The organism is Geobacillus sp. C56-T3, assembly GCF_000092445.1.
GTDB lineage: Bacteria > Bacillota > Bacilli > Bacillales > Anoxybacillaceae > Geobacillus > Geobacillus thermoleovorans.
Genome location: NC_014206.1, coordinates 951,352 through 972,586 on the forward strand (window position 1 = coordinate 951,352; position 21,235 = coordinate 972,586).

Sequence of the window (21,235 nt, forward strand, 5' to 3'; positions counted from 1 at the left end):
GGCAAAGAAAACGGAGGGATGAAAGATGAACCGGTTGAAGCTCGAACAACTGCTGCGACAGTTTTTTCTTGAAGATATTGGCGACGGCGATGTGACGAGCGAGACGATTTTTCCGGCTCATGAACGGGCATCAGGCATGTTTATGGCCAAAGCGGACGGGGTGGTGGCCGGCGTCGGCATTATTGCGGCGGGCTATCAGCTGCTGGATCCGCGCGTCGAAGTAACCATCATGAAACAGGACGGCGAACGGGTCAAAGCCGGCGAAACGATCGCCGTCGCATCCGGCCCGGTCGGGCCGCTGTTGTCCGGTGAGCGCGTCATTTTAAACTTGCTGCAGCGGTTAAGCGGCATTGCCACCGTGACGCGACAGGCCGTTGACTTGCTTGGCAATAGCTCCACACGCATTTGCGACACGCGGAAAACGACGCCGGGGCTGCGCATGCTTGAAAAATATGCCGTCACATGCGGCGGCGGCTATAATCACCGCTTTGGTCTGTACGACGGTGTCATGATTAAAGACAACCATATCGCCTTTTGCGGATCGATCGCCCGCGCCGTCAAAACGGTGCGGGAGCGGCTTGGGCATATGGTGAAAATCGAAGTAGAGACCGAAACGGAAGACGAAGTGCTCGAGGCGGTCGAAGCCGGGGCGGATGTCATTATGTTTGACAACCGGACGCCGGATGAGGTGCAGGCGTTCGTCCGGCTTGTGCCAAAGCCAATCATCACGGAAGCGTCGGGGGGAATTACGCTCGCCAATGTGGTGGCGTACGGCGCGACCGGAGTCGACTACATTTCGCTCGGATGTTTAACCCATTCCGCCCCGGCGCTCGATATGAGTTTCAATTTGCGATAATGGAGGGGAGAACCGTGAACGTCCTTGAACAGTTGAAACGGCTGGATGAGATGCCGGAATGGTATAAAACGATGGAACGAAGCGAGCTCGAAGCACGCGCCCGCGCGGTGAAAGAACGGTTCGGCCGGCGCCTTTTCATCCCGGGTCATCACTACCAAAAGGATGAGGTCATTCAGTTCGCCGATGCGACCGGCGATTCGCTTCAGCTTGCCCAGCTCGCGGCAAAAAACAGCGAAGCCGAATATATTGTGTTTTGCGGCGTCCATTTTATGGCGGAAACCGCCGATATTTTAACGAGCGACGCCCAAACGGTCATTTTGCCGGACTTGCGCGCCGGCTGTTCAATGGCTGATATGGCCGATCTTTTCCAAGTCGAGCGGGCATGGGCGGCGCTTATGGAGCGGTTTGGCGAGACGATCGTGCCGCTTGTGTACGTCAATTCGACCGCGGCGATTAAAGCGTTTGTCGGCCGCCATGGCGGAGCGACCGTCACCTCGTCGAACGCGAAAAAGATGATGGCTTGGGCGTTTTCACGGAAGGAACGGATTTTCTTTTTGCCGGATCAGCATTTAGGGAGAAATACGGCCTATGCGCTCGGCATCCGTCTTGACGAGATGGCGGTGTGGGATCCGCATGAGGAGACGCTCCAAGGGGCGGACGATCTCGACAAGGTGAAAGTCATTCTTTGGAAAGGACATTGCTCCGTGCATGAAAACTTCACCGTGCGACAAATCGAGCATATTCGACGGATGAAGCCGGGAATCCATGTCATCGTCCATCCGGAATGTAGCTGGGAGGTCGTCCAGCAAGCAGACTACGCCGGTTCGACAAAATACATTATTGAAACGATCCGCAATGCTCCACCCGGCACCCAGTGGGCGATTGGAACGGAAATGAATTTGGTGAACCGGCTGAAGCATGAACATCCAGACAAAGAAATCGTTTCTCTCAATCCATATATGTGCCCGTGTTTAACGATGAATCGAATTGATTTGCCGCATTTCGTCTGGGCGCTCGAATCGCTTGAGCAAGGAGCGATCGTCAATCGCATCACCGTTCCGCAAGACATCGCCGCAGAGGCAAAAGAGGCGCTCGACCGCATGCTTTCGCTTGCCTAGCTTTTTCCCTGGCTTGACGAGGAGAGATCCTCGTTCGGTCAGGGATTTTTTTATCATAAATCAACGATCATCGTCATACATTGTGTTGAAAGACGATAACGGGAAACAAGCATCGGTTCGATCGAGCGTAAACAGTCTCGGTTTAGGGAGGGGAACGGAGTGAAAATCCATATTGTCCAAAAGGGCGACACCCTTTGGAAAATCGCCCAAAAATATGGAGTGGATTTTGAACAATTGAAAAAAATAAATGGGCATTTGAGCGACCCGAATATGATTATGCCTGGAATGAAAATCAAAGTGCCGACAGCAGGGGTGCCGGTCAAAAAAGAGACGAAAGCGCCTGTGTCACCCAAAAAAATGCACGTAAAAGAGCACCCGTACGCGGAGGCGAAACCGTTCGTCTCATTCCACATTGATACCGAGCTTGACACTGCTGTCGCCCCTGTTCCGGAAGGCGAGGCAGCGGTAAACGAACCGGCGGGTGAGGCGCCGAAAGCGGTGGTCAACGAAGCGCCAAAGGCCGTCGAGAAAAAAGCGCCAAAAGCGGCACCAAAAGCAGTGGTGAATGAAGCGCCGAACGTGCCGGTGAACGAAATGCCAAATGTATCAGTGAATGAAACGCCAAATGTGCCCATCAATGAAGCGCCAAAGGCACCGGCGGGTGAGGCGCCGAAAGCGGTGGTCAACGAAGCGCCAAAGGCCGTCGAGAAAAAAGCGCCAAAAGCGGCACCAAAAGCAGTGGTGAATGAAGCGCCGAACGTACCGGTGAACGAAACGCCGAATGCGCCCATCAATGAAGCGCCAAAGGCACCGGCGGGTGAGGCGCCGAAAGCGGCGATGAACGAAACGCCAAAAGCTGTCGAGAAAAAAGCGCCAAAAGCAACGGCACAAGAAGCATCAAAAACGCCGAAAGCGGAGGCAAAAGAAGGGGCAAACGCGAAAGGCGCCTCTGTGCCGCCGCTTGTGCATACGATTCCGCCGGTGGTCCCGCCTCCTCAACTTTCGTTCGCTCAATCGCTGGCCAATGTGCCGCCGATTCCGCCGAAGCCGAGCAATATTTTGCCCAACATGATGAAAGAGGAGGATCATGAAAGCCCAGCTGAGTGGAAAGGGGAATCGGCGGCTGAGAGCGAAGACGCGCCGCCGCTGCCGAACATTCCATATGTTCCTGTCGCCCCGCCGACGGCCCCAACATTTGGAACTGACCAAGGATGTACGCCAGTGCCGCCAGTTTGGTCGGGATTTTACGCGCCGCCGCTTCCGGTCATGCCGCCGTCTTATCCGCCATCGGCTGCGCCGCCGGCCGTTGAGAAAAGCGGCGAAAGTCCGGAAAACGGTTCAGCGCCGTTTTCCGGCATTCACGAAAGCAGCAGCGAATCATTAGAACCGCCGTTTTCTGGGCCTGGGGCCGCCGCCCCGTTTGCCCCGCCGGCGGGGGGCGTTTTCCCACCGCCCGGCGCTGCAACGCCAGTTTATGCGCCGCCTGCGGCGTACACTTCGCCTGTCGGCTATCCGCCTTTTGGGTATGCGCCGGCCTATGCACCGCCCCCGTACTATGGAGGGTACGCCCTGCCGGCTCCATACGGATATGCGCCGCAGTCAGCGCCGCCGCTTCCGTGGCCAGGCGTCGTGTATCCGACAAGTCCAGCGGGATACTCGCCGCCATCCTACCCGCCATCATCCGCCCCGCCGGTTGCCGGCCCCCGTTTGTTTAGCGAACCGCCGGATGAGGAGAGCGGGCATGGCGAGGAACCATAACCAAGTGAAAAGAGACGCCGCCGGCCGTCTCTTTTTTCTTCTTGACCGCCAATATCGGCTTGTGATTCAACAAGTTGTGGCATTGAAACCGCATGTCTTCGCCATTGCCGCCCGGCAAGGAATGTTTGTCGCCAAAGCGTATCGCTTTCCCGTTGCGGCCGCGCGGCACGCCTGGCTTCTTGCCGCATTAAGGAAGGCCGGTTTTTCCGCCGCGCCGGCCCCTATGCCGGTCGGGCGCGGAGGAGTGGTGGAAGCCGGCGGATGCTATTGGCTGCTGACGGAATATGTGGCCGGAGCGCGTCCAATCTCGTTTGCCGCTTGGGCTGACGCCGCTGACGGACTTCATTTGCTCGAACGTTACCATACCATAACGGCAAACATCGCCAGCAGCAAGCAGGAGGCAATGGGGCTGCCGCGTGCGCAGCTGTATGACAAATGGCGGCGCCGCTATGAGGAGTTTTGCCGACATTTGCCTGTTGTTGAAACGATCATGGACAAAGAAGACATTTTCTTTACGCTGAGCTGGGCGGATTACTGTCTATCAACGTGTCGCGAGCATGCTCCAGAGTTGACGGCGGATTCTGCTGCCATCATTCATGGTGATGTCGCTTCCCATAATTTTTTGCGCACCACAACCGGCCAGATGTACCTCATCGACTATGACGCGGCCGCTCTTGCCTCGCCCGGGCTTGACTATTGCCAATACGCCAATCGCCTCTTGCCGTATATCGGTTGGTCATATTCAACACTCGCCCGTTTCGCTCCGCTTCGCCGTTGGTTGGAAAAACGCTGGTTTTTGCATGCGCTCTTATTTCCGGCTGATGTGTTTCGCGAATGGCGGTCAGCCGCCGCGCGCCGCCGCCCCCTTGTGTTTGACCGCAAGCGGAGAGAACGGTTTGTCCGCCGCCTTTATGCTATGCTACAATGAAGAATGGAATCTTTGGAAAAGGAGTCGAGGACGGATGCAAGAAAAAATTGACAAACTCGTGCAATGGTTGCGTGACCAAGTCTCATCAGCCGGTTTAAACGGGGCGGTCGTCGGCATCAGCGGCGGCATCGACTCGGCGGTTGTCGCCCATTTGATTAAGCGTGCCTTTCCGGACGATTCGCTGGGGCTGATCATGCCTTGCAAAAGCAATCCGAAAGATATGGAAGATGCGCTGAAAGTGGTGAAAAGCTGCGGCATCCGGCATTTGGTCATCGATTTGACCGAGGCGCACCGGACGTTGTTTGGCGCGGTGGAGGCCGAGCTGAAAGCCATCGGAGAATGGAGCGAAGAGCGCGCGCGCCTCGGCGATGCGAATACAAGGGCGCGTTTGCGCATGACGACGTTGTATGCGGTCGCCAACAATTACGGCTATCTCGTCGTCGGTACGGACAACGCCGCCGAATGGCATACGGGCTACTTTACGAAATACGGTGACGGTGGAGTCGATTTAGTGCCGCTCATTCACTTTACAAAAGGCGAAGTGCGCGAAATGGGCCGTCTGCTCGGCGTCCCGGAAGAAATTATCAAGAAAGCTCCAAGCGCCGGACTGTGGGAAGGGCAGACGGATGAAAGCGAAATGGGCACGACGTATGAAATGATCGATAAATATTTAAAAGGGGAAGATATTCCAGAACGCGATCGAAACATTATTGAACGGCTTCATGAACGTTCGCATCATAAACGGCAGTTGGCGATTGCGCCGCCGAAGTTTTAGCTGTCACCTCGTTGGGTTGAACTGACAGCGATAAACCCCCCGCGTTTGCCGCAAGCTAAACGTAAGGCTGGCTTCATGCCAGCCTTGGGCGAAGGAAACCAAGGGGGGTTTTCCATTGAGATACGCGGTCAGATGGATCGGCGCGTTGTCGGTCGCCGGATTGCTCGCCTCATGCACCAACTACCGGGCCAATGAGGAAGGGGCGCAGCGTTATCATGATGCGGCGAGACCGATCGGTTTTTACTCGACGGAGCGAGGCGACGATTTCCGCTATGGCCGATACGGGACGAATGCGCTCAATTATGACAACCGTTATATATGGGCGCGCCGCGGTCCGGTCACCGATTATTTGACGGACGGCGGCCGCCTCGGAGGACCAGCAGCGACCCGGTTTGACACGGACGTTCCGGCCCTTCCGCCCGACGTCGATTTCGGTGACAGCGATTACAACTACCATGGGCATTTGCACTCGCTAAACGTCGATCCGCACCCGTCGTACTACCGAAGCTATGCCGGCGGTTTGGCTGAGAAGCTCTCCCGCCGCGCCGCAGCGGTGAACGGAGTCGACGATGCCCGCGCGGTTGTGTATGGCGATCAGGCGCTCATCGCGATTGCCACAGACGACCGCCATCCCAAGCGGCTTGAGAAGCAAATCGAGCAAGCGGTCGCTCCGTACGCGGACGGCAAGCGGGTGCGCGTCACCTCGAATCCGAGCATGTACCACCGCATCCGCACGATTGACAACGCGCTTCGACGCGGGACTCCAATCAATATGGAAGAAATCCGCCGTGATTTGCGCACCATTTTTATCGATGGCACGATTCAAGAACGGCCGGAAAACACTCGGTGACAAACGAAAAAGGCGTCCCAAAAAAGCGGGGCGCCTTTTTTCATGGCTGCTCCTTCGCTGGAGCTTGGCTGACAATTTCCGCGTTTTTTGCTATAGTAATAGTCGGAACATTCCGTTGTGATGAGAGGAGAACTGTCGATGGCTGGACATTCGAAGTGGAAAAATATCCAACGGCGGAAAAATGCTCAAGATGCCAAACGCGGCAAACTGTTCATGAAACTGGCGAAGGAAATTTATGTGGCCGCCAAAAGCGGCGGAGGCGATCCAGCGTCCAATCCGAGCCTGCGCCTTGTCATTGAGAAGGCGAAAGCGGCCAACATGCCGAGCGAAAACATTGAACGGGCGATTAAAAAAGCAACTGGAACCCAAGAACATACCAACTATGAGGAAATTCGCTACGAAGGATATGGACCAGGCGGCGTTGCCGTCATGGTCGTTTGCCTGACGGATAATAAAAACCGCACCGCCGCCAACGTGCGTGCGGCGTTTTCGAAAAACGGCGGCAATTTAGGGGAAACGGGCTGCGTCTCCTATTTGTTCGAGCGCAAAGGGCTGCTCGTGATTGACCGCGAACAGCACAACGTTGATGAGGATGAATTGCTGCTGTTGGCCATTGAAGCGGGCGCCGAGGAGATGGAAACAACGGACGAATCGTTCGAAATTTATACAGCGCCCGAATCGTTTGAAACGGTGAAAGATGAGCTGGAACAGCAAGGATTTACGTTTGCCAGCGCGGAAATTACGATGATTCCGCAAACGTATACGACGCTTGAGGGCGACGATTTGAAAAAAATGCTGAAGTTGATCGATACGCTTGAAGATGATGACGACGTCCAAGAAGTGTACTATAATTTGGACGAATCGGTGCTTGAGGAGTAGCGGCGTCCGTCGGCGAAGCCGGCGGATTTTTTTTGTACATACGTTCGAAGGTCGTGGAACATAATGGAATATGATGATCGAGCGCCGTTGGCTTGAATCCTCGCCCCATTTTTTGGATCGGCGGCAGCTTGCTTGGCAAAAAAGCTGATGGATCAAGGAATAAAATGGCGTCCGCTGGTGAAACTAGTGGCGTAAAGGAACCATCATCCGAGAAGAGAGGAACAAACGATGCGAATTCTTTCCCTCATACTGTGGATCGCCGCCATCGTGTTGCCGGTTCATTCGGCCTCCGCCGCACCGGTCAAGATGACGATTGTGCTCGAGCGGCAATACTTGGACGGAGAGATGAGCGAAGAGAAAGTCACCGAAACCGTCGATTCGATGACAGAAATATGGAAAAAATATCGCGGTTGGCAACTCGTGACGCTCGATGATCAGACGATCGTGTTTCATAAAACCATCAACGACATTTCGCCGTTGTTAAAAACAAACGGCTACTTCGGAATTACGGACGATGGAACGTTGTCTATCTTCAACGGCAAACCGGGCCGGTCGAGCGAAATCATCCAGTCGTTTTTCCAAATCGACGTGCAAAAGCTCGAAAGCCGTCAGCAAGAAAAGCTGAAGAAAGGAATTCGCGTCCTCTCGAAAGAGCGGTATGAACAAGTGATCGAAATGTACCGCCATTTTGCGGTCGTCCAATAAACCAAGCGAAAGCCCGTGGTGCAAAGCGCATCGCGGGATTTCTTTTTGCTATAATGAAATCATATGATACAATGAAAGGACGAAAAAAGGAGAGGAGCATCCATTGATCGAGTTTATCCGTGGGTATGTCGATTACGTCTGCCCGGAATATATCGTCATCGACCATAACGGCATCGGCTACGAGATCTTTACGCCGAACCCGTTTGCGTTTCAGGAAAGCCGCGAGGCGGCGGTGACCGTCTATACATACGAATATGTGCGCGAAGGTGTGCACGCCTTGTACGGGTTCCCAACACGCGAGGAGCGCAACTTGTTCGCCAAGCTGCTGCAAGTGTCGGGCATCGGGCCGAAAGGCGGCCTCGCCATTTTGGCGGCCGGGCGTCCAGATGAACTGGCGCGGGCCATCGAGGAAGAAAACGAGGCGTTTTTATGCAAGTTTCCAGGCGTGGGCAAAAAGACGGCCCGGCAAATGATTTTGGATTTAAAAGGGAAGCTCGGGGCGCTTGCGGCGCCGGCGGCTGCACGTTCGGCCGCCCCGCTTTCCGGTGCGCTCGCCGAGGCGGTGGCGGCGCTCAAGGCGCTCGGCTACGCTGAACGGGAGATCGAGAAAATCATTCCGGCGCTCCGCGAAGAAGCGATGTCGACGGAACAGTATGTGAAGCGGGCGCTGGCGCTGCTTTTGGGATAAACAGCGGCCAAAGGGAGGAATGACGGTGGAGGAACGGCTTGTATCCGGGGAGGTCTTAGGGGAAGAGACTGCGCTTGAACCGAGTTTGCGCCCGCAATATTTGCATGAATATATCGGGCAAGATAAGATCAAAGAAAACTTAAAAGTGTTCATTGAAGCGGCCAAGCTCCGCGAAGAGACGCTCGACCATGTGTTGCTGTACGGACCGCCGGGGCTTGGGAAAACGACGCTCGCCGTGATCATCGCCAATGAAATGGGCGTCGAGCTGCGAGCGACATCTGGACCGGCGCTCGAGCGGCCGGGAGATTTGGCGGCGCTTCTCACTTCGCTTGAGCCGGGGGATGTGCTCTTTATTGATGAGATCCACCGGCTGCCGCGGGCGGTGGAAGAGGTGCTCTATCCGGCGATGGAAGATTATTGCTTAGATATCGCGATCGGCAAAGGGCCGGATGCGCGCACGCTTCGCCTCGACTTGCCGCCATTTACGCTCGTCGGGGCGACGACGAGAGCCGGGGCGCTGTCGGCGCCGCTGCGCGACCGGTTTGGTGTCATCAGCCGGCTCGAATACTATCACGTCGACCAACTCGCCCAAATCATTGAGCGGGCGGCGGCCATCTTGCAAATCGGCATCGAGCGCGAAGCGGCGCTTGAGCTTGCCCGTCGGGCGCGCGGCACGCCGCGCATCGCCAACCGTTTGCTGCGGCGCGTCCGCGATTTTGCGCAAGTGCGCGGAGAGGGGAGAATTACGCTGCCGCTTGCTGTCGAGGCGCTCGAGCGGCTGCAAGTCGACCGGCTCGGGCTCGACCAAATCGACCATAAGCTGCTTTCAGCGATGATTGAAAAATTCGCCGGCGGCCCGGTCGGGCTCGAAACGCTGGCGGCCGTCATCGGCGAAGAAGCACAAACGATTGAAGAAGTGTATGAGCCGTACTTGATGCAGATCGGTCTCTTGCAGCGTACGCCGCGCGGGCGCGTCGTCACGCCGGCTGCGTACACCCATTTCGAAATGGAGGTTCCGAAGCGGTGAACAGCTTGCCAAAGTTGATCATGACGATCGGCGTTGTGCTCATCATGGTCGGGTTTGTCATGCAGTTTGTCAAACTCGGCCGCTTGCCGGGGGATATCGTCATCCGCAAAGGGAATATGACGTTTTATTTTCCCGTTGTGACATCCATCTTGCTGAGCGTTGTGTTATCATTGATTTTTTACGTGCTCGGACGATTTCGCTGAAGGAAGGAGAACTGCATGAAAGTCGATTTGTTTGATTTTCATTTGCCGGAAGAGTTGATTGCGCAAACGCCGCTTCCAGACCGGGCGGCATCAAGGCTCATGGTGCTCGATAAACGAACGGGCGCCATTCGCCATGAAACGTTTCGCAACATTATTTCGTACTTGAATCCGGGCGACTGCCTCGTTTTAAACGATACGCGCGTCATGCCGGCGCGGCTTTACGGCGAAAAAGAGGAAACGGGCGGAACAGTCGAAGTGCTGCTGTTAAAGCAATTGGACGGCGACCGTTGGGAGACGCTCGTCAAGCCGGGAAAACGAGTCAAGCCAGGAACGAAACTCACCTTTGGCGGGGGGAAGCTTGAAGCCGTCTGCCTCGATACGCTGGAACACGGCGGGCGAGTGCTTGAGTTTTCGTATGACGGCCTGTTTTATGAAGTATTGGCCGAACTTGGGGAGATGCCGCTGCCCCCGTACATTAAAGAAAAGCTTGACGACCCGGAACGGTATCAGACGGTGTACGCCCGTGAAATTGGTTCGGCAGCGGCGCCAACCGCCGGTTTGCATTTCACCGAAGAGCTGCTTGACGCCATTCGCGAAAAAGGGGTGCATATCGTCTTCATCACCCTTCATGTCGGGCTTGGCACGTTTCGGCCGGTGCAAGTGGACGAAGTCGAGAAGCACGATATGCACGCCGAATTTTATCAAATGAGCGAGGAAACGGCCGAGACGTTAAACCGCGTCCGGGAGCAGGGCGGCCGCATCATCGCCGTCGGCACGACGTCGACACGGACGCTCGAGACGATCGCCGGCAAACATAACGGCCGATTTGTTGCAGAAAGCGGCTGGACCGACATTTTCATCTATCCGGGCTATGAGTTCAAAGGGATTGATGGGCTGGTGACGAACTTCCACCTGCCGAAATCGACGCTCATCATGCTCGTGAGTGCGCTCGCCGGGCGCGAAAATATTTTGCACGCGTATCAAGTAGGGGTCAAAGAGCGATACCGCTTTTTCAGCTTCGGTGATGCGATGCTCATCATTTGAGAAAGGAGACGAGCACGTTGACGACACCGATTCGCTTTGAACTGATCAAAACGTGCCGGCAGACGGGCGCGCGCCTTGGCATCCTCCATACGCCGCACGGCTCGTTTGAAACGCCGATGTTTATGCCGGTTGGGACGCTCGCCACGGTCAAGACGCTGTCGCCGGAAGAGCTGAAGGAAATGGGGGCCGGCGTCATTTTAAGCAACACCTATCATCTTTGGCTGCGCCCGGGGCATGACATTGTCGCGGAAGCGGGCGGGTTGCATGCGTTTATGAATTGGGATCGCGGCATTTTGACGGATTCCGGCGGCTTCCAAGTGTTCAGCCTCAGCGAATTCCGCCGCATCGAGGAAGAAGGCGTCTATTTCCGCAACCATTTAAACGGCGATAAGCTGTTTTTATCGCCGGAAAAAGCAGTCGAAATTCAAAATGCGCTTGGCGCCGACATCATCATGGCGTTTGATGAGTGCCCGCCGTATCCGGCGACGTATGAATACATGAAACAGTCCATCGAGCGGACGAGCCGTTGGGCGGAGCGCTGCTTGAAGGCGCACCGCCGCCCGAATGAGCAAGGGCTGTTTGGCATCGTCCAAGGCGGCGAGTATGAGGAGTTGCGCCGGCAGAGCGCCCGCGATTTAGTGTCGCTCGATTTCCCGGGCTATGCGGTCGGCGGGTTGTCGGTCGGCGAGCCGAAAGAGGTCATGAATCGGGTGCTCGAGTTTACAACGCCGCTTCTGCCGGCGGACAAGCCCCGCTATTTAATGGGCGTCGGTTCGCCGGATTCGCTCATCGACGGAGCGATCCGCGGCATCGACATGTTCGATTGCGTGTTGCCGACGCGCATTGGCCGCAACGGCACCGTGATGACGAGCGAAGGGCGAGTCGTCATCAAAAATGCTCAGTATGCCCGGGACTTTTCGCCGCTCGATCCGAACTGCGACTGCTACACGTGCCGGAACTATACGCGCGCGTACATCCGCCATCTCATCAAATGTGATGAAACATTTGGCATCCGCCTCACTTCTTACCATAACGTCTATTTTTTGATAAAATTGATGGAGCAGGTGAGGCAGGCGATCCGTGAAGATCGACTCGCCGATTTCCGTGAGGAATTTTTCGAACGCTACGGCTTCAATAAGCCGAATGCAAAAAACTTTTGACGACCGGAAAGGAGGGGGATTGCATGAACGCAACGATCGCCAATTTGCTGCCGATTGTGCTGTTTTTTGTGATTTTCTACTTTTTGCTCATTCGCCCGCAGCAAAAACGGCAACGCGCCATCCAGCAAATGCAGGCGAATTTGAAAAAAGGCGATAAAATCATCACGATTGGCGGCTTGCATGGCATCATCGACTCGGTCGATGAGGACAAAATCATCGTTCGCGCCGGCGACGGCACGCGACTGACGTTCGACCGCTCCGCGGTGAGAGAAGTGGTGGCGGAAAGCAAGGCGTAGCGGGAGCTTAAAGGGCGGCGCCTAAGCCGGGCTGCCGTCAAAAAAGCGGCTGTTTCATAGAGAAACAGCCGCTTTCGCATCGATGCACCCGCTTACGCCCGCTCGCGGCGTGTCGGCGACAAGTTGACGCCGACGATGCCGCCGAGGGAGGCGGCAATCAAAAAGCCGAGATGGTATAGCCATTGCTCGATGGTAAACGGTTTTTCGATGCCGAGAAACTGAAACAAAAAGATAATCACCGTAAACGACAGGCCAGTCAGCCCGCCGGCGAGCCATCCTTTTTCTTGGCTTTTTCCGCCGGCGACAACGCCGCCGATAAACAGCGAGACAACCGAGGCGGCAAACACGATCCAGGTGAGCGACGATTCGTGAATGTCCGTCCATTTGAGCAACAACGAAAAAATGAAGCTGACGAGCGCCGCCAACACAAAAATGGTGGCGATTCCATACACCAGTGCGCTGCCAAGCCGTGACACCGCGATCCCTCCTTGGCCCAAACGCTTTTTACCACAATATATTCACCGCCGGACAGGTTTAGACGTTTATTTTCGCTTGTTTTTGCCGGCCAGCCAGTGCAGCCCCGGAAGGTAGACGAGCTCTTCGCGCTGGATGAGCCGGAACAGAACGAGGCAGGCGGCATATAGGGCGGCTGTCGCGGCCATGGCAAGCAGCGTCCAAAGCGGTGCGGGCACGGCCAAAAGCGGATGGCGGGAGAGCGCATAGCCGATTGCGCCCGCAGCGATGATGGCGCCAAGCGCTTTGATGTACTCGCGTGCATCGATGGAAAAAGACACCGCCTTGACGACCGTGGCAAAGTGAAGCAACGTCACAAGAACGGTGCTGACTGCAGTCGCCAGCGCCGCGCCCATAATGCCCAAACTTGGACGGGAAGCAAGGACGAAGATGCACACGAGCTTCACCACCGCTCCGATCAAGCTGTTCGTCATGGCGGCGTTCGCCAAGTCCAGTCCTTGCAAGACCGCCTGCAGCGGGCCTTGGAAATAATACAATAAGAAAAACGGCGCCATCACTTGAATAAAGATCGCGGCTTCACTTGTGCCGTACATCCAGTGCATGAGCGGCTCAGCGAACAAGTAAAGAACGACGGTGGAAAGGCCGCCGGTGATAAGCGACAAGCGCATCGCCTGGGCGATCCGGTATTCGACCAAAAGCAGCTTGCGTTGCGCCATTGCTTCGCTGATGGCCGGCACTAGGGCGGTCGAAAGCGCGTACGTAATAAACGACGGCAACGTCAACAACGGCAGCGCGTAGCCGACAAGCTGTCCGTATTGCCTCGTGGCAGTGGAGGCGGCGATGCCGGCCAATGACAAGCTGTTGGCGACGACGATTGGCTCAAAAAACCAAGAAAGCGAGCCGATCAAACGGCCGCCGGTCGTCGGCAAGGCAATGCGCATGAGGCGGACGAACGTCTCTTTGCCGGCTTGGACGTAGTGAAAAAACTTTGTCCGCAGGCGAATCGATTTTTTAACCTTAAATAAAAACAGCAAATACAATAATGCTGCCAGCTCGCCGAGAACGGAAGACGCCATGGCGCCGGCGGCGGCATACTCGACGCCGTACGGCAAAAGCGGCTGTGTGCATAAGGCGATCAAGCTGATGCGGACGATTTGTTCCATCAAGAGCGAGTAGGCGTACGGTTTCATTTGCTGGCGTCCTTGAAAGTAGCCGCGCAGCACCGAAGAGATGGCGACGATCGGCACAATTGGAGCGATGGCAAGAAGCGGATAGTACGTGCGCGGGTCGGTGAACATCGTCCGGGAGAGCCATGGCGCAGCAGCGATCAACGCCGGCAGAAGCACGATGCTTAGCGCGCCGGTGGTGGCCAGCGACACGACGAGAATTTGTTTCACCCGCTGCCGGTCGCCGGCCGCCTCTGCTTCGGCGACGAGTTTGGAAATGGCGACCGGCAGCCCGATCTGCGTCGCGGTAATCGCTAAAACGAGCGTCGGCACGGCCATCATGTACAGCCCGACTCCTTCATCGCCGATCATGCGGGCGACGACAATTCGGTTGATGAAGCCGAGAATTTTCGTAATAAAGCCAGCGGCGATTAAAATGACCGTACCTTGTAAAAATTTAGACATTTTCTCCCCCTGCCTTCTCAAATGCCTCCATCTTTTATACAATATATGCAAGGCCCATGGCCAAGCATGACAAGATTGGCAGGCGGCAATGGATACAAGGGGGTATGGGGGATGGAGGAAAACCGGAAGCTGCGCGAACAGCTCATGCCGGCGCTCGAGTCGAAGTGCGATGAGTTTCGTCTTCTCGGCTATACGCAAGTGACGATGGACGGGCTGTGGGAATGTTTATGTTCCCGCAAGTGGAAGCATCGGCCGGCGGAAAAAAAACTGCATGAGTTGGTCAGCGACATTTTCTCTCTTTCGCCGAGCGAGTATATGATGTTTTTGACGATGCGTTCGTATAAGCAGCAGGCGGCCGGCGATGATGAGTTGGAGCGGGTTTTAAAGGAGTTGTTATAGTGGAAAATTGACACTTGCCGGCTGCTGTTTCATAATGGAAGGCGAGGCCAATGTTTTGCTTGGCGCGACACCGGACGGCGCTTGGGCAAGTTGAAGGAGGAATCTTAAGGAGAATGGTAAAACGAAACCGCATCGTCGCCTTTTTTCTGCTCCTGCTTTTGTTCGCCGGAGTGATGGGGCCGACGATTCAAGGAATTGTACATAACATCAAACTGGGCCTTGACTTGCAAGGCGGTTTTGAAGTGCTGTATGAAGTGAAGCCGGCCAAAAAAGGCGATAAGATTGATCAAGAGACGCTGCAAAGCACCGTCAGCGCGCTGAATAAACGGATCAACGTCCTTGGCGTCAGCGAGCCGCGCGTTGACATCGAGGGAGGAAACCGCATCCGCGTTCAGCTTGCCGGGGTGAAAGACCAAAATGAGGCGCGCCAAATTTTGTCCACGCAGGCGAAATTGACGTTCCGCGATGTCAATGACAACGTGCTGATGGACGGAAGCGATCTCGTCCAAGGCGGAGCGAAGCTGTCGTTTGATGAAAACGGCCGGCCGAGCGTCGCTCTGAAATTGAAAGACGCCGACAAGTTCCGCCAGGTGACGGAAAAAGTATATAAAATGGGGCCGCCAAACAACATTTTAGTCATTTGGCTCGATTTTCAAGAAGGGGTGGACTCCTACCGGAAAGAAGCGGGCAAAGCGGATCCGAAATTTATTTCCGCCGCTTCAGTCAACCAAGTGTTCAATCAGACGGATGTGTCGATCGTCGGCAATTTTACGGTCAAAGAAGCGCAACAGCTGGCCGATTTGCTCAATGCCGGCGCGCTGCCGGTCGAGCTGCATGAAATTTACTCCACGTCCGTCGGCGCTCAGTTTGGGAAAAACGCCCTGCAAAAAACGGTGTTGGCCGGCATCATCGGTGTGGCGGCGATCTTCTTGTTCATGATTTGGTTTTACCGGCTTCCCGGGATCATCGCCGTCATTACGCTGTCGGTATACATTTATTTGATTTTGCTTTTGTTTGATTGGATGAACGTCGTGATGACGCTGCCGGGCATTGCCGCGCTTATTTTAGGGGTTGGGATGGCGGTCGATGCCAACATTATTACGTACGAACGGATCAAAGAGGAGCTGAAGCTCGGCAAGTCGATGCTGTCGGCGTTCCGTGCTGGCAACCGCGGGTCGTTTGCGACGATTTTTGACGCCAACCTTACGACGATCATCGCCGGCGCTGTTCTTTTTATTTACGGGACAAGCTCGGTGAAAGGGTTTGCGACGACGCTCATCATCAGCATCGTCGTCAGCTTTCTCACCGCCGTTTACGGCACGCGGCTGTTGCTCGGACTGCTTGTGTCAAGCCGCTGGCTCGATAAAAAGCCGGAGTGGTTTGGCGTCAAAAAGTCGGAAATCTTAAACATTGACGAAACGACCGAGGAAACGGAAGTGCCTACGAAGTTTGACCGCTGGGATTTTGTCAAACATAGCCAAAAGTTTTTCATTTTCTCTGGCGCATTGACGATCGCCGGCGTCATCTCGTTGTTTGCCCTGGGGCTGAATCTTGGCATTGACTTCACGAGCGGAACGCGCGTTGAGGTGACGAGCAGCCAGCCGATCGATGCGAAAGAGCTGAGCGGCTATTTCGAGCGGCTCGGCTACAAGCCGGAGGATGTCGTCCTGTCCGGCACGGATGGGAAAACAGGCGTCGTCCGCTTGATTGGCGTGCTCGATAAGCAAGAAATTGCCAAGCTGAAAAATGAATTGAAGCAAGCGTATGGCAACGAACCAAACATCAGCACCGTCTCGCCGGTCGTCGGCAAGCAGCTGGCCCGCAATGCGCTCATTGCTGTGCTGATTTCCTCGATCGGCATCATTCTTTACGTGACGATCCGCTTTGAGTGGCGGATGGCGTTGGCGGCGATCGTCGCCCTGTTGCATGACGCCTTTTTCATTGTCACGGTGTTCAGCTTGACGCGTCTTGAAGTCGATTTGACATTCATCGCCGCGGTGCTGACAATCATCGGGTACTCGATCAACGATACGATCGTCACGTTTGACCGCATCCGGGATTTGATGAAAAAGCGGAAAGTGAAAACGGTTGACGACTTGAAGCATATCGTCAACCGGGCGCTGCAGCAAACCTTTACGCGCTCGGTCAATACCGTATTGACCGTCTTGTTTACGGTCATCGCGTTGCTCATCTTTGGCAGCGAAGCGATCCGCAATTTCAACCTCGCCTTGCTCGTTGGATTTGTGTGCGGCGTCTATTCGTCGCTTTGCATTGCTTCGCAGCTTTGGGTCGTTTGGAAAGGACAGGAGCTCAAAAAAGGGAAAGGAGCCAAAAAAGCGGCGGCCGAGGCCGAACCGCAGGTGTAACAGCGCGCCGGAAAAGTGAATGTGCTTTTCCGGCGCCTTTTTTGTTCGGTGCAATGCTCGGGGCGGAAAATGGATACACTAACCGTCAGATGCAACATAGGCAGCGCGTGAGGCTGCTGAATGCAAAGGTGGGGGAGATGGCCATGGAACACGAACAGCGGTTCAGGCAGGCGAAAACAGCAGCGGTCGTCGGCATCGCCGGCAACATGGCGCTCGCCGTCGTCAAGGCGGCGGTCGGCGTGTGGAGCCAAAGCCAAGCGTTGATCGCTGATGCCGCCCATTCAGCGTCCGATGTTGCCGGCTCGTTCGCCGTTTGGGTCGGACTGCGGGCCGCTGCGCGCCCACCGGATGAGGATCATCCGTACGGGCATGGGAAAGCGGAATCCATCGCCGCCATTATTGTGGCGGTTCTTCTATTTCTCGTTGGGATCGAGATCGGGCGCTCGGCGTTTCTGTCATTTTTCGCCCCACTGTCGCCGCCCGGAGCGGCCGCCATTTACGTCTTGTTGTTGTCGATTGCTGTCAAAGAAGCGATGTTTCGCTATAAATACCGGCTCGGGAAAAAGCTAAACAGCGATGCGCTGATCATCAACGCCTATGAGCACCGATCGGATGTGTTTTCGTCGTTTGCTGCGCTCATCGGCGTCGGCGCCGCCATTGTCGGTGGAAAATGGGAGATTGACTGGCTTGTATATGCCGACCCGCTCGCCGGATTGTTCGTCTCGCTGCTTGTTCTGAAAATGGCATGGGACCTTGGCCGACAGTCGGTCCATACGGCGATCGACCATGTGCTTCACGAGGAGGAGGCCGGCTATTTGCGCGAGGCGGTCTTGTCCATTCCCGATGTGCGGCAAATCAATGAGCTGCATGCGCGCGAGCACGGCCATTACGTCATCGTCGATTTGAAAATCGCCGTCGATCCGCGATTGACGGTCGAAGAGGGGCACCGGATCGGAAAGAAAGTGAAAGAAAAACTGCTGACGCTGCCGCGCGTCCGCAATGTCATGGTTCACATCAACCCGTACAACCCGGAAAAAAAACCGTAATGTCGTTGCCTGCCCTTTTCTCCTTTTTGTATAATAAGGAGAGTTGAGGTGGGAGACATGTTGAAAGCGAAAACGCGTTGGGAGGTGGAGCGCCTCGATGAGCAGACGGTGAGGCGGCTCGCTGAGGAAGCCGGCGTCACGCCCTTATTGGCGAGGCTTCTCGTCCGCCGCGGGGTGCGGACGGCCTCGGAGGCGGCAGCGTTTCTCAATCCGCTTCGCCAACCGTTTCATGATCCGTTTTTGCTTGACGGGATGGAGCGAGCGATTCAGCGTCTAAAGCGGGCGATTGACGCGGGTGAACGCGTGTTGGTATACGGCGATTACGATGCCGATGGCGTTTGCAGCACGTCGGTGATGGTGAGTGCTCTCAAGGAGGCGGGGGCGTCGGTCGAGTTCTACATTCCGAACCGATTTACGGAAGGATACGGGCCGAACATGGCGGCGTTTCGCTCCGCAAAAGAGCGCGGCGTTTCCGTCATTGTGACCGTCGACAATGGGATTGCGGCGGTCAAGGAAATTGCGGCCGCCAACGAGTGGGGGTTGGATGTCATCGTAACGGATCACCACGAGCCAGGTCCGGTGTTGCCGGAGGCGCATGCGATCATTCATCCGAAGCAGCCGGGAAGTACATATCCGTTTCGCGATTTAGCCGGCGTCGGCGTTGCGTTTAAGGTAGCCCATGCCTTGCTTGGGCGGGTGCCGCGCCATTTGCTTGATTTGGTCGCGATCGGCACGATCGCTGATTTGGTTCCGCTTGTTGGGGAAAACCGCCTCTTTGTTGCACACGGGCTTGAAGCGTTGCGAGCGACGGAGCGCATCGGGCTGCGCGCTCTTTTTCGGCAATGCCGCATTAATGCGGCGGCCATCAACGAACAGACGGTCGGATTTGTCATCGCTCCGCGCTTGAACGCGGCGGGGCGCCTCGGCGGCGCCGATCCGGCAGTGGCGCTCTTAATGACGGACGATGAGAACGAAGCGGTGCAGCTGGCGGCGGAGATGGACGAGTTAAACCGCGAACGTCAGCAGCTTGTGGCACAAATCGCTGAAGAAGCGGCGGACATGGTGCGCCGCCAATTTCCTCCTGAGGAACATCGCGTCTTGGTTGTGGCAGGCGAAGGATGGAATGCCGGAGTGGTGGGCATTGTCGCTTCTAAGCTTGTCGAGCAGTTTTACCGCCCGGCGGTCGTGCTTTCCATCGACCAGGAAAAAGGGATCGCCAAAGGGTCAGCCCGCAGCATTCATGGGTTTGACTTATTCGCCAGCCTGTCGCAATGCCGCGACCTGTTGCCGCACTTTGGCGGCCACCCGATGGCGGCGGGGATGACATTGGCGCTTGATGATGTCGAAGAATTGCGGCAACGGCTGAACGCCATCGCCGCCGAAACGTTGTCTGAGGACGATTTTACGCCGCCGACGTTCATCGATGCTTCCTGTTCGATTGCTGAGTTGACGCTCGACGCCGCCCGCGGTCTTGAGCGGTTCGCTCCGTTTGGCGTCGGCAATCCGCGGCCGCTTGTTCTCATTGAAGGGGCGTCCGTTGAAACGATGCGGCGCGTCGGGGCGAACGGAGCCCATATGAAAGCCGTCTTTTCCCAAGACGGGGCCGCGATCGATGCCATCGGCTTCGGCCTCGGGCCGTTATGCGAAGAAATCGCTCCGGATGCGCGCATTTCGGCGGTCGGGGAGCTGTCGGTGAACGAATGGAACGGGTTCGCCAAGCCGCAGCTGTCGTTGTGTGATCTGGCGGTCAGCGACTGCCAGCTGTTTGACGTCCGCGGCTGCCGCGACGTCCGTCCACTTCTTGAGCGGCTGCCAAAAGAGAAGCGGCTAGTCGTCTCCTTTCGCTGCAAAACTGGACAGCGCCCGGACGTGGCTCCATTTCGCGGGGAGCTTCATTGCGTGCCGACCGAAGAAGAGGCGGGCGCCTTATCGATTGACGACCGCTATGTCGTGCTGCTTGACGTGCCGCCGCGGCTGGCCTTGCTGTCGGCGCTTCTTGGCAGCGGGCGGCCGGCGCGCATTTACGCGGTGTTCGCCCAGCCCGAGGCGCAATTTTTCCGCACGTTTCCGACGCGCGAACATTTTAAATGGTTTTACGCCTTTTTGCATCAACACCGTTCGTTTCCGCTCGCCAAGCGCGGCGGTGAGCTGGCCCGCGCCCGCGGTTGGACGGAAGAGACGGTTCATTTTATGGCGAAGGTGTTTTTAGAGCTTGACTTTATCAGCGAACAAAACGGCGTCATTTCGCTCGTTCATCAGCCGGCGAAGCGCGATTTGCACGAATCGCCGACGTACCGCCGGCGGCGGGACGAACTTGAGGCGGAGCATCAGTTAGTCTATTCCACTTACGAGCAATTGAAACGCTGTTTGGCGGAAATGACACGTTCGCAAACGCACGAGGAGGCAAACGTATCATGGACTTAAAACAATACATTACGATTGTGCCCGATTTCCCGAAGCCGGGCATCATGTTTAAAGATATTACCACGCTGATGGACAACGGTCCGGCGTACAAATACGCGACCGACCAAATTGTTCAATATGCGCGCGAAAAACAAATCGATATCGTCGTTGGTCCGGAAGCGCGCGGCTTTATCATCGGATGCCCAGTCGCCTATGCGCTTGGCGTCGGGTTTGCGCCGGTGCGCAAGGAAGGGAAGCTGCCGCGCGAAGTCGTCCGTGTGGAGTATGGCCTGGAATATGGAACAGATGTCTTGACGATGCATAAAGATGCCATTAAGCCAGGGCAGCGTGTGTTGATCACCGACGATTTGCTCGCGACGGGCGGGACGATGAGGGCGACGATCGATTTGGTGGAACAGCTCGGCGGAGTGGTGGCCGGATTGGCGTTTTTGATTGAGCTCACCGAGCTTGGCGGCCGCAAAAAATTGGAAGGCTACGACATTTTGACGCTGATGCAGTTTTAAACAGTCGACATTGTTCGCATCTTCGGATACAATAAAGAAAAAAGGGGCACTCACACATGAGTGCTCTTTCTTATTAACCGTATGAACGCAACGGACCTCTGCGCT

21 protein-coding genes are annotated in these 21,235 nt (G+C 55.9%); 19 read left to right on the plus strand and 2 right to left on the minus strand.

Annotated elements, in window-relative coordinates:
• Positions 1–25: 25 nt before the first annotated feature.
• From nadC to yajC, 14 genes are all read left to right on the plus strand, one after another.
• Positions 26–856 (plus strand): carboxylating nicotinate-nucleotide diphosphorylase, encoded by an 831-nt coding sequence (nadC, locus tag GC56T3_RS04835; RefSeq protein WP_013144623.1) that lies wholly within the window; start codon positions 26–28, stop codon positions 854–856.
• Between the two features lie 14 nt (positions 857–870).
• Positions 871–1,974, plus strand: a complete 1,104-nt coding sequence (nadA, locus tag GC56T3_RS04840) for a quinolinate synthase NadA (RefSeq protein WP_013144624.1) — start codon at positions 871–873, stop codon at positions 1,972–1,974.
• Between the two features lie 159 nt (positions 1,975–2,133).
• Positions 2,134–3,732 (plus strand): SafA/ExsA family spore coat assembly protein, encoded by a 1,599-nt coding sequence (gene safA, locus GC56T3_RS04845; protein WP_013144625.1) that lies wholly within the window; start codon positions 2,134–2,136, stop codon positions 3,730–3,732.
• A complete protein-coding gene (locus GC56T3_RS04850; protein WP_013144626.1) occupies positions 3,716–4,660 on the plus strand; it encodes a phosphotransferase in 945 nt (314 codons plus the stop codon). Before safA ends, GC56T3_RS04850 begins: the two co-directional genes overlap by 17 nt.
• Positions 4,661–4,694: 34 nt before the next feature.
• Positions 4,695–5,435 (plus strand): NAD(+) synthase, encoded by a 741-nt coding sequence (gene nadE, locus GC56T3_RS04855; protein ID WP_013144627.1) that lies wholly within the window; start codon positions 4,695–4,697, stop codon positions 5,433–5,435.
• Between the two features lie 115 nt (positions 5,436–5,550).
• Positions 5,551–6,285, plus strand: a complete 735-nt coding sequence (locus tag GC56T3_RS04860; protein ID WP_013144628.1) for a YhcN/YlaJ family sporulation lipoprotein — start codon at positions 5,551–5,553, stop codon at positions 6,283–6,285.
• A gap of 138 nt (positions 6,286–6,423) precedes the next feature.
• Positions 6,424–7,164 carry a YebC/PmpR family DNA-binding transcriptional regulator gene (locus GC56T3_RS04865; RefSeq protein ID WP_013144629.1) on the plus strand — a complete coding sequence of 247 codons (741 nt, stop codon included), beginning with the start codon at positions 6,424–6,426 and terminating at the stop codon, positions 7,162–7,164.
• Positions 7,165–7,392: 228 nt separating this feature from the next.
• The gene (locus GC56T3_RS04870; RefSeq protein WP_013144630.1) at positions 7,393–7,869 is read left to right on the plus strand and encodes an intercompartmental signaling factor BofC; all 477 of its coding nucleotides are present in this window, start codon (positions 7,393–7,395) and stop codon (positions 7,867–7,869) included.
• Between the two features lie 103 nt (positions 7,870–7,972).
• Positions 7,973–8,557 (plus strand): Holliday junction branch migration protein RuvA, encoded by a 585-nt coding sequence (ruvA, locus tag GC56T3_RS04875; protein WP_011232068.1) that lies wholly within the window; start codon positions 7,973–7,975, stop codon positions 8,555–8,557.
• A gap of 25 nt (positions 8,558–8,582) precedes the next feature.
• Complete coding sequence (gene ruvB / locus GC56T3_RS04880; protein WP_013144631.1) at positions 8,583–9,584, plus strand: Holliday junction branch migration DNA helicase RuvB; 1,002 nt, start codon at positions 8,583–8,585, stop codon at positions 9,582–9,584.
• The gene (locus GC56T3_RS04885; protein WP_011232066.1) at positions 9,581–9,787 is read left to right on the plus strand and encodes a DUF2905 domain-containing protein; all 207 of its coding nucleotides are present in this window, start codon (positions 9,581–9,583) and stop codon (positions 9,785–9,787) included. Before ruvB ends, GC56T3_RS04885 begins: the two co-directional genes overlap by 4 nt.
• Positions 9,788–9,802: 15 nt before the next feature.
• Positions 9,803–10,831: a tRNA preQ1(34) S-adenosylmethionine ribosyltransferase-isomerase QueA gene (queA, locus tag GC56T3_RS04890; protein ID WP_013144632.1), complete on the plus strand. Its 1,029-nt coding sequence runs from the start codon at positions 9,803–9,805 to the stop codon at positions 10,829–10,831.
• Between the two features lie 17 nt (positions 10,832–10,848).
• The gene (tgt, locus tag GC56T3_RS04895) at positions 10,849–11,991 is read left to right on the plus strand and encodes a tRNA guanosine(34) transglycosylase Tgt (protein WP_013144633.1); all 1,143 of its coding nucleotides are present in this window, start codon (positions 10,849–10,851) and stop codon (positions 11,989–11,991) included.
• Positions 11,992–12,014: 23 nt separating this feature from the next.
• Positions 12,015–12,287 (plus strand): preprotein translocase subunit YajC, encoded by a 273-nt coding sequence (gene yajC / locus GC56T3_RS04900; RefSeq protein WP_013144634.1) that lies wholly within the window; start codon positions 12,015–12,017, stop codon positions 12,285–12,287.
• Positions 12,288–12,379: 92 nt separating this feature from the next.
• On the opposite strand, the gene GC56T3_RS04905 is transcribed toward yajC, so the two are convergent.
• Entirely contained in the window at positions 12,380–12,763 is a 384-nt protein-coding gene (locus tag GC56T3_RS04905; protein WP_013144635.1) for a TIGR04086 family membrane protein, read from the minus strand.
• A 66-nt stretch (positions 12,764–12,829) separates the two neighbouring features.
• Positions 12,830–14,392 carry a stage V sporulation protein B gene (gene spoVB / locus GC56T3_RS04910; RefSeq protein ID WP_013144636.1) on the minus strand — a complete coding sequence of 521 codons (1,563 nt, stop codon included), beginning with the start codon at positions 14,390–14,392 and terminating at the stop codon, positions 12,830–12,832.
• 111 nt (positions 14,393–14,503) lie between these two features.
• Here spoVB and GC56T3_RS04915 point away from each other — a divergent pair, with 111 nt between their 5' ends.
• From GC56T3_RS04915 to GC56T3_RS04935, 5 genes are all read left to right on the plus strand, one after another.
• Positions 14,504–14,791, plus strand: a complete 288-nt coding sequence (locus GC56T3_RS04915) for a post-transcriptional regulator (protein ID WP_013144637.1) — start codon at positions 14,504–14,506, stop codon at positions 14,789–14,791.
• Between the two features lie 113 nt (positions 14,792–14,904).
• Positions 14,905–17,157: a protein translocase subunit SecDF gene (gene secDF / locus GC56T3_RS04920; RefSeq protein ID WP_013144638.1), complete on the plus strand. Its 2,253-nt coding sequence runs from the start codon at positions 14,905–14,907 to the stop codon at positions 17,155–17,157.
• A 137-nt stretch (positions 17,158–17,294) separates the two neighbouring features.
• Positions 17,295–18,203, plus strand: coding sequence for a cation diffusion facilitator family transporter (locus GC56T3_RS04925; RefSeq protein ID WP_013144639.1), 909 nt, complete (start codon positions 17,295–17,297; stop codon positions 18,201–18,203).
• Positions 18,204–18,260: 57 nt separating this feature from the next.
• Complete coding sequence (gene recJ, locus GC56T3_RS04930) at positions 18,261–20,627, plus strand: single-stranded-DNA-specific exonuclease RecJ (RefSeq protein ID WP_013144640.1); 2,367 nt, start codon at positions 18,261–18,263, stop codon at positions 20,625–20,627.
• Positions 20,618–21,130 (plus strand): adenine phosphoribosyltransferase, encoded by a 513-nt coding sequence (locus GC56T3_RS04935; RefSeq protein WP_013144641.1) that lies wholly within the window; start codon positions 20,618–20,620, stop codon positions 21,128–21,130. The genes recJ and GC56T3_RS04935 overlap by 10 nt, the downstream gene beginning before the upstream one ends.
• The last annotated feature ends 105 nt before the right edge of the window (positions 21,131–21,235 follow it).

Excerpts from the sequence above, each read along its gene's own strand:
- nadC (WP_013144623.1), top strand. The coding sequence starts at position 26 with ATGAACCGGTTGAAGCTCGAACAACTGCTGCGACAGTTTTTTCTTGAA.
- GC56T3_RS04850 (WP_013144626.1), top strand. The coding sequence starts at position 3,716 with ATGGCGAGGAACCATAACCAAGTGAAAAGAGACGCCGCCGGCCGTCTC.
- nadE (WP_013144627.1), top strand. The coding sequence starts at position 4,695 with ATGCAAGAAAAAATTGACAAACTCGTGCAATGGTTGCGTGACCAAGTC.
- GC56T3_RS04865 (WP_013144629.1), top strand. The coding sequence starts at position 6,424 with ATGGCTGGACATTCGAAGTGGAAAAATATCCAACGGCGGAAAAATGCT.
- GC56T3_RS04870 (WP_013144630.1), top strand. The coding sequence starts at position 7,393 with ATGCGAATTCTTTCCCTCATACTGTGGATCGCCGCCATCGTGTTGCCG.
- queA (WP_013144632.1), top strand. The coding sequence starts at position 9,803 with ATGAAAGTCGATTTGTTTGATTTTCATTTGCCGGAAGAGTTGATTGCG.
- yajC (WP_013144634.1), top strand. The coding sequence starts at position 12,015 with ATGAACGCAACGATCGCCAATTTGCTGCCGATTGTGCTGTTTTTTGTG.
- spoVB (WP_013144636.1), bottom strand. The coding sequence starts at position 14,392 with ATGTCTAAATTTTTACAAGGTACGGTCATTTTAATCGCCGCTGGCTTT.
- GC56T3_RS04915 (WP_013144637.1), top strand. The coding sequence starts at position 14,504 with ATGGAGGAAAACCGGAAGCTGCGCGAACAGCTCATGCCGGCGCTCGAG.
- secDF (WP_013144638.1), top strand. The coding sequence starts at position 14,905 with ATGGTAAAACGAAACCGCATCGTCGCCTTTTTTCTGCTCCTGCTTTTG.
- GC56T3_RS04925 (WP_013144639.1), top strand. The coding sequence starts at position 17,295 with ATGGCCATGGAACACGAACAGCGGTTCAGGCAGGCGAAAACAGCAGCG.
- recJ (WP_013144640.1), top strand. The coding sequence starts at position 18,261 with ATGTTGAAAGCGAAAACGCGTTGGGAGGTGGAGCGCCTCGATGAGCAG.
- GC56T3_RS04935 (WP_013144641.1), top strand. The coding sequence starts at position 20,618 with ATGGACTTAAAACAATACATTACGATTGTGCCCGATTTCCCGAAGCCG.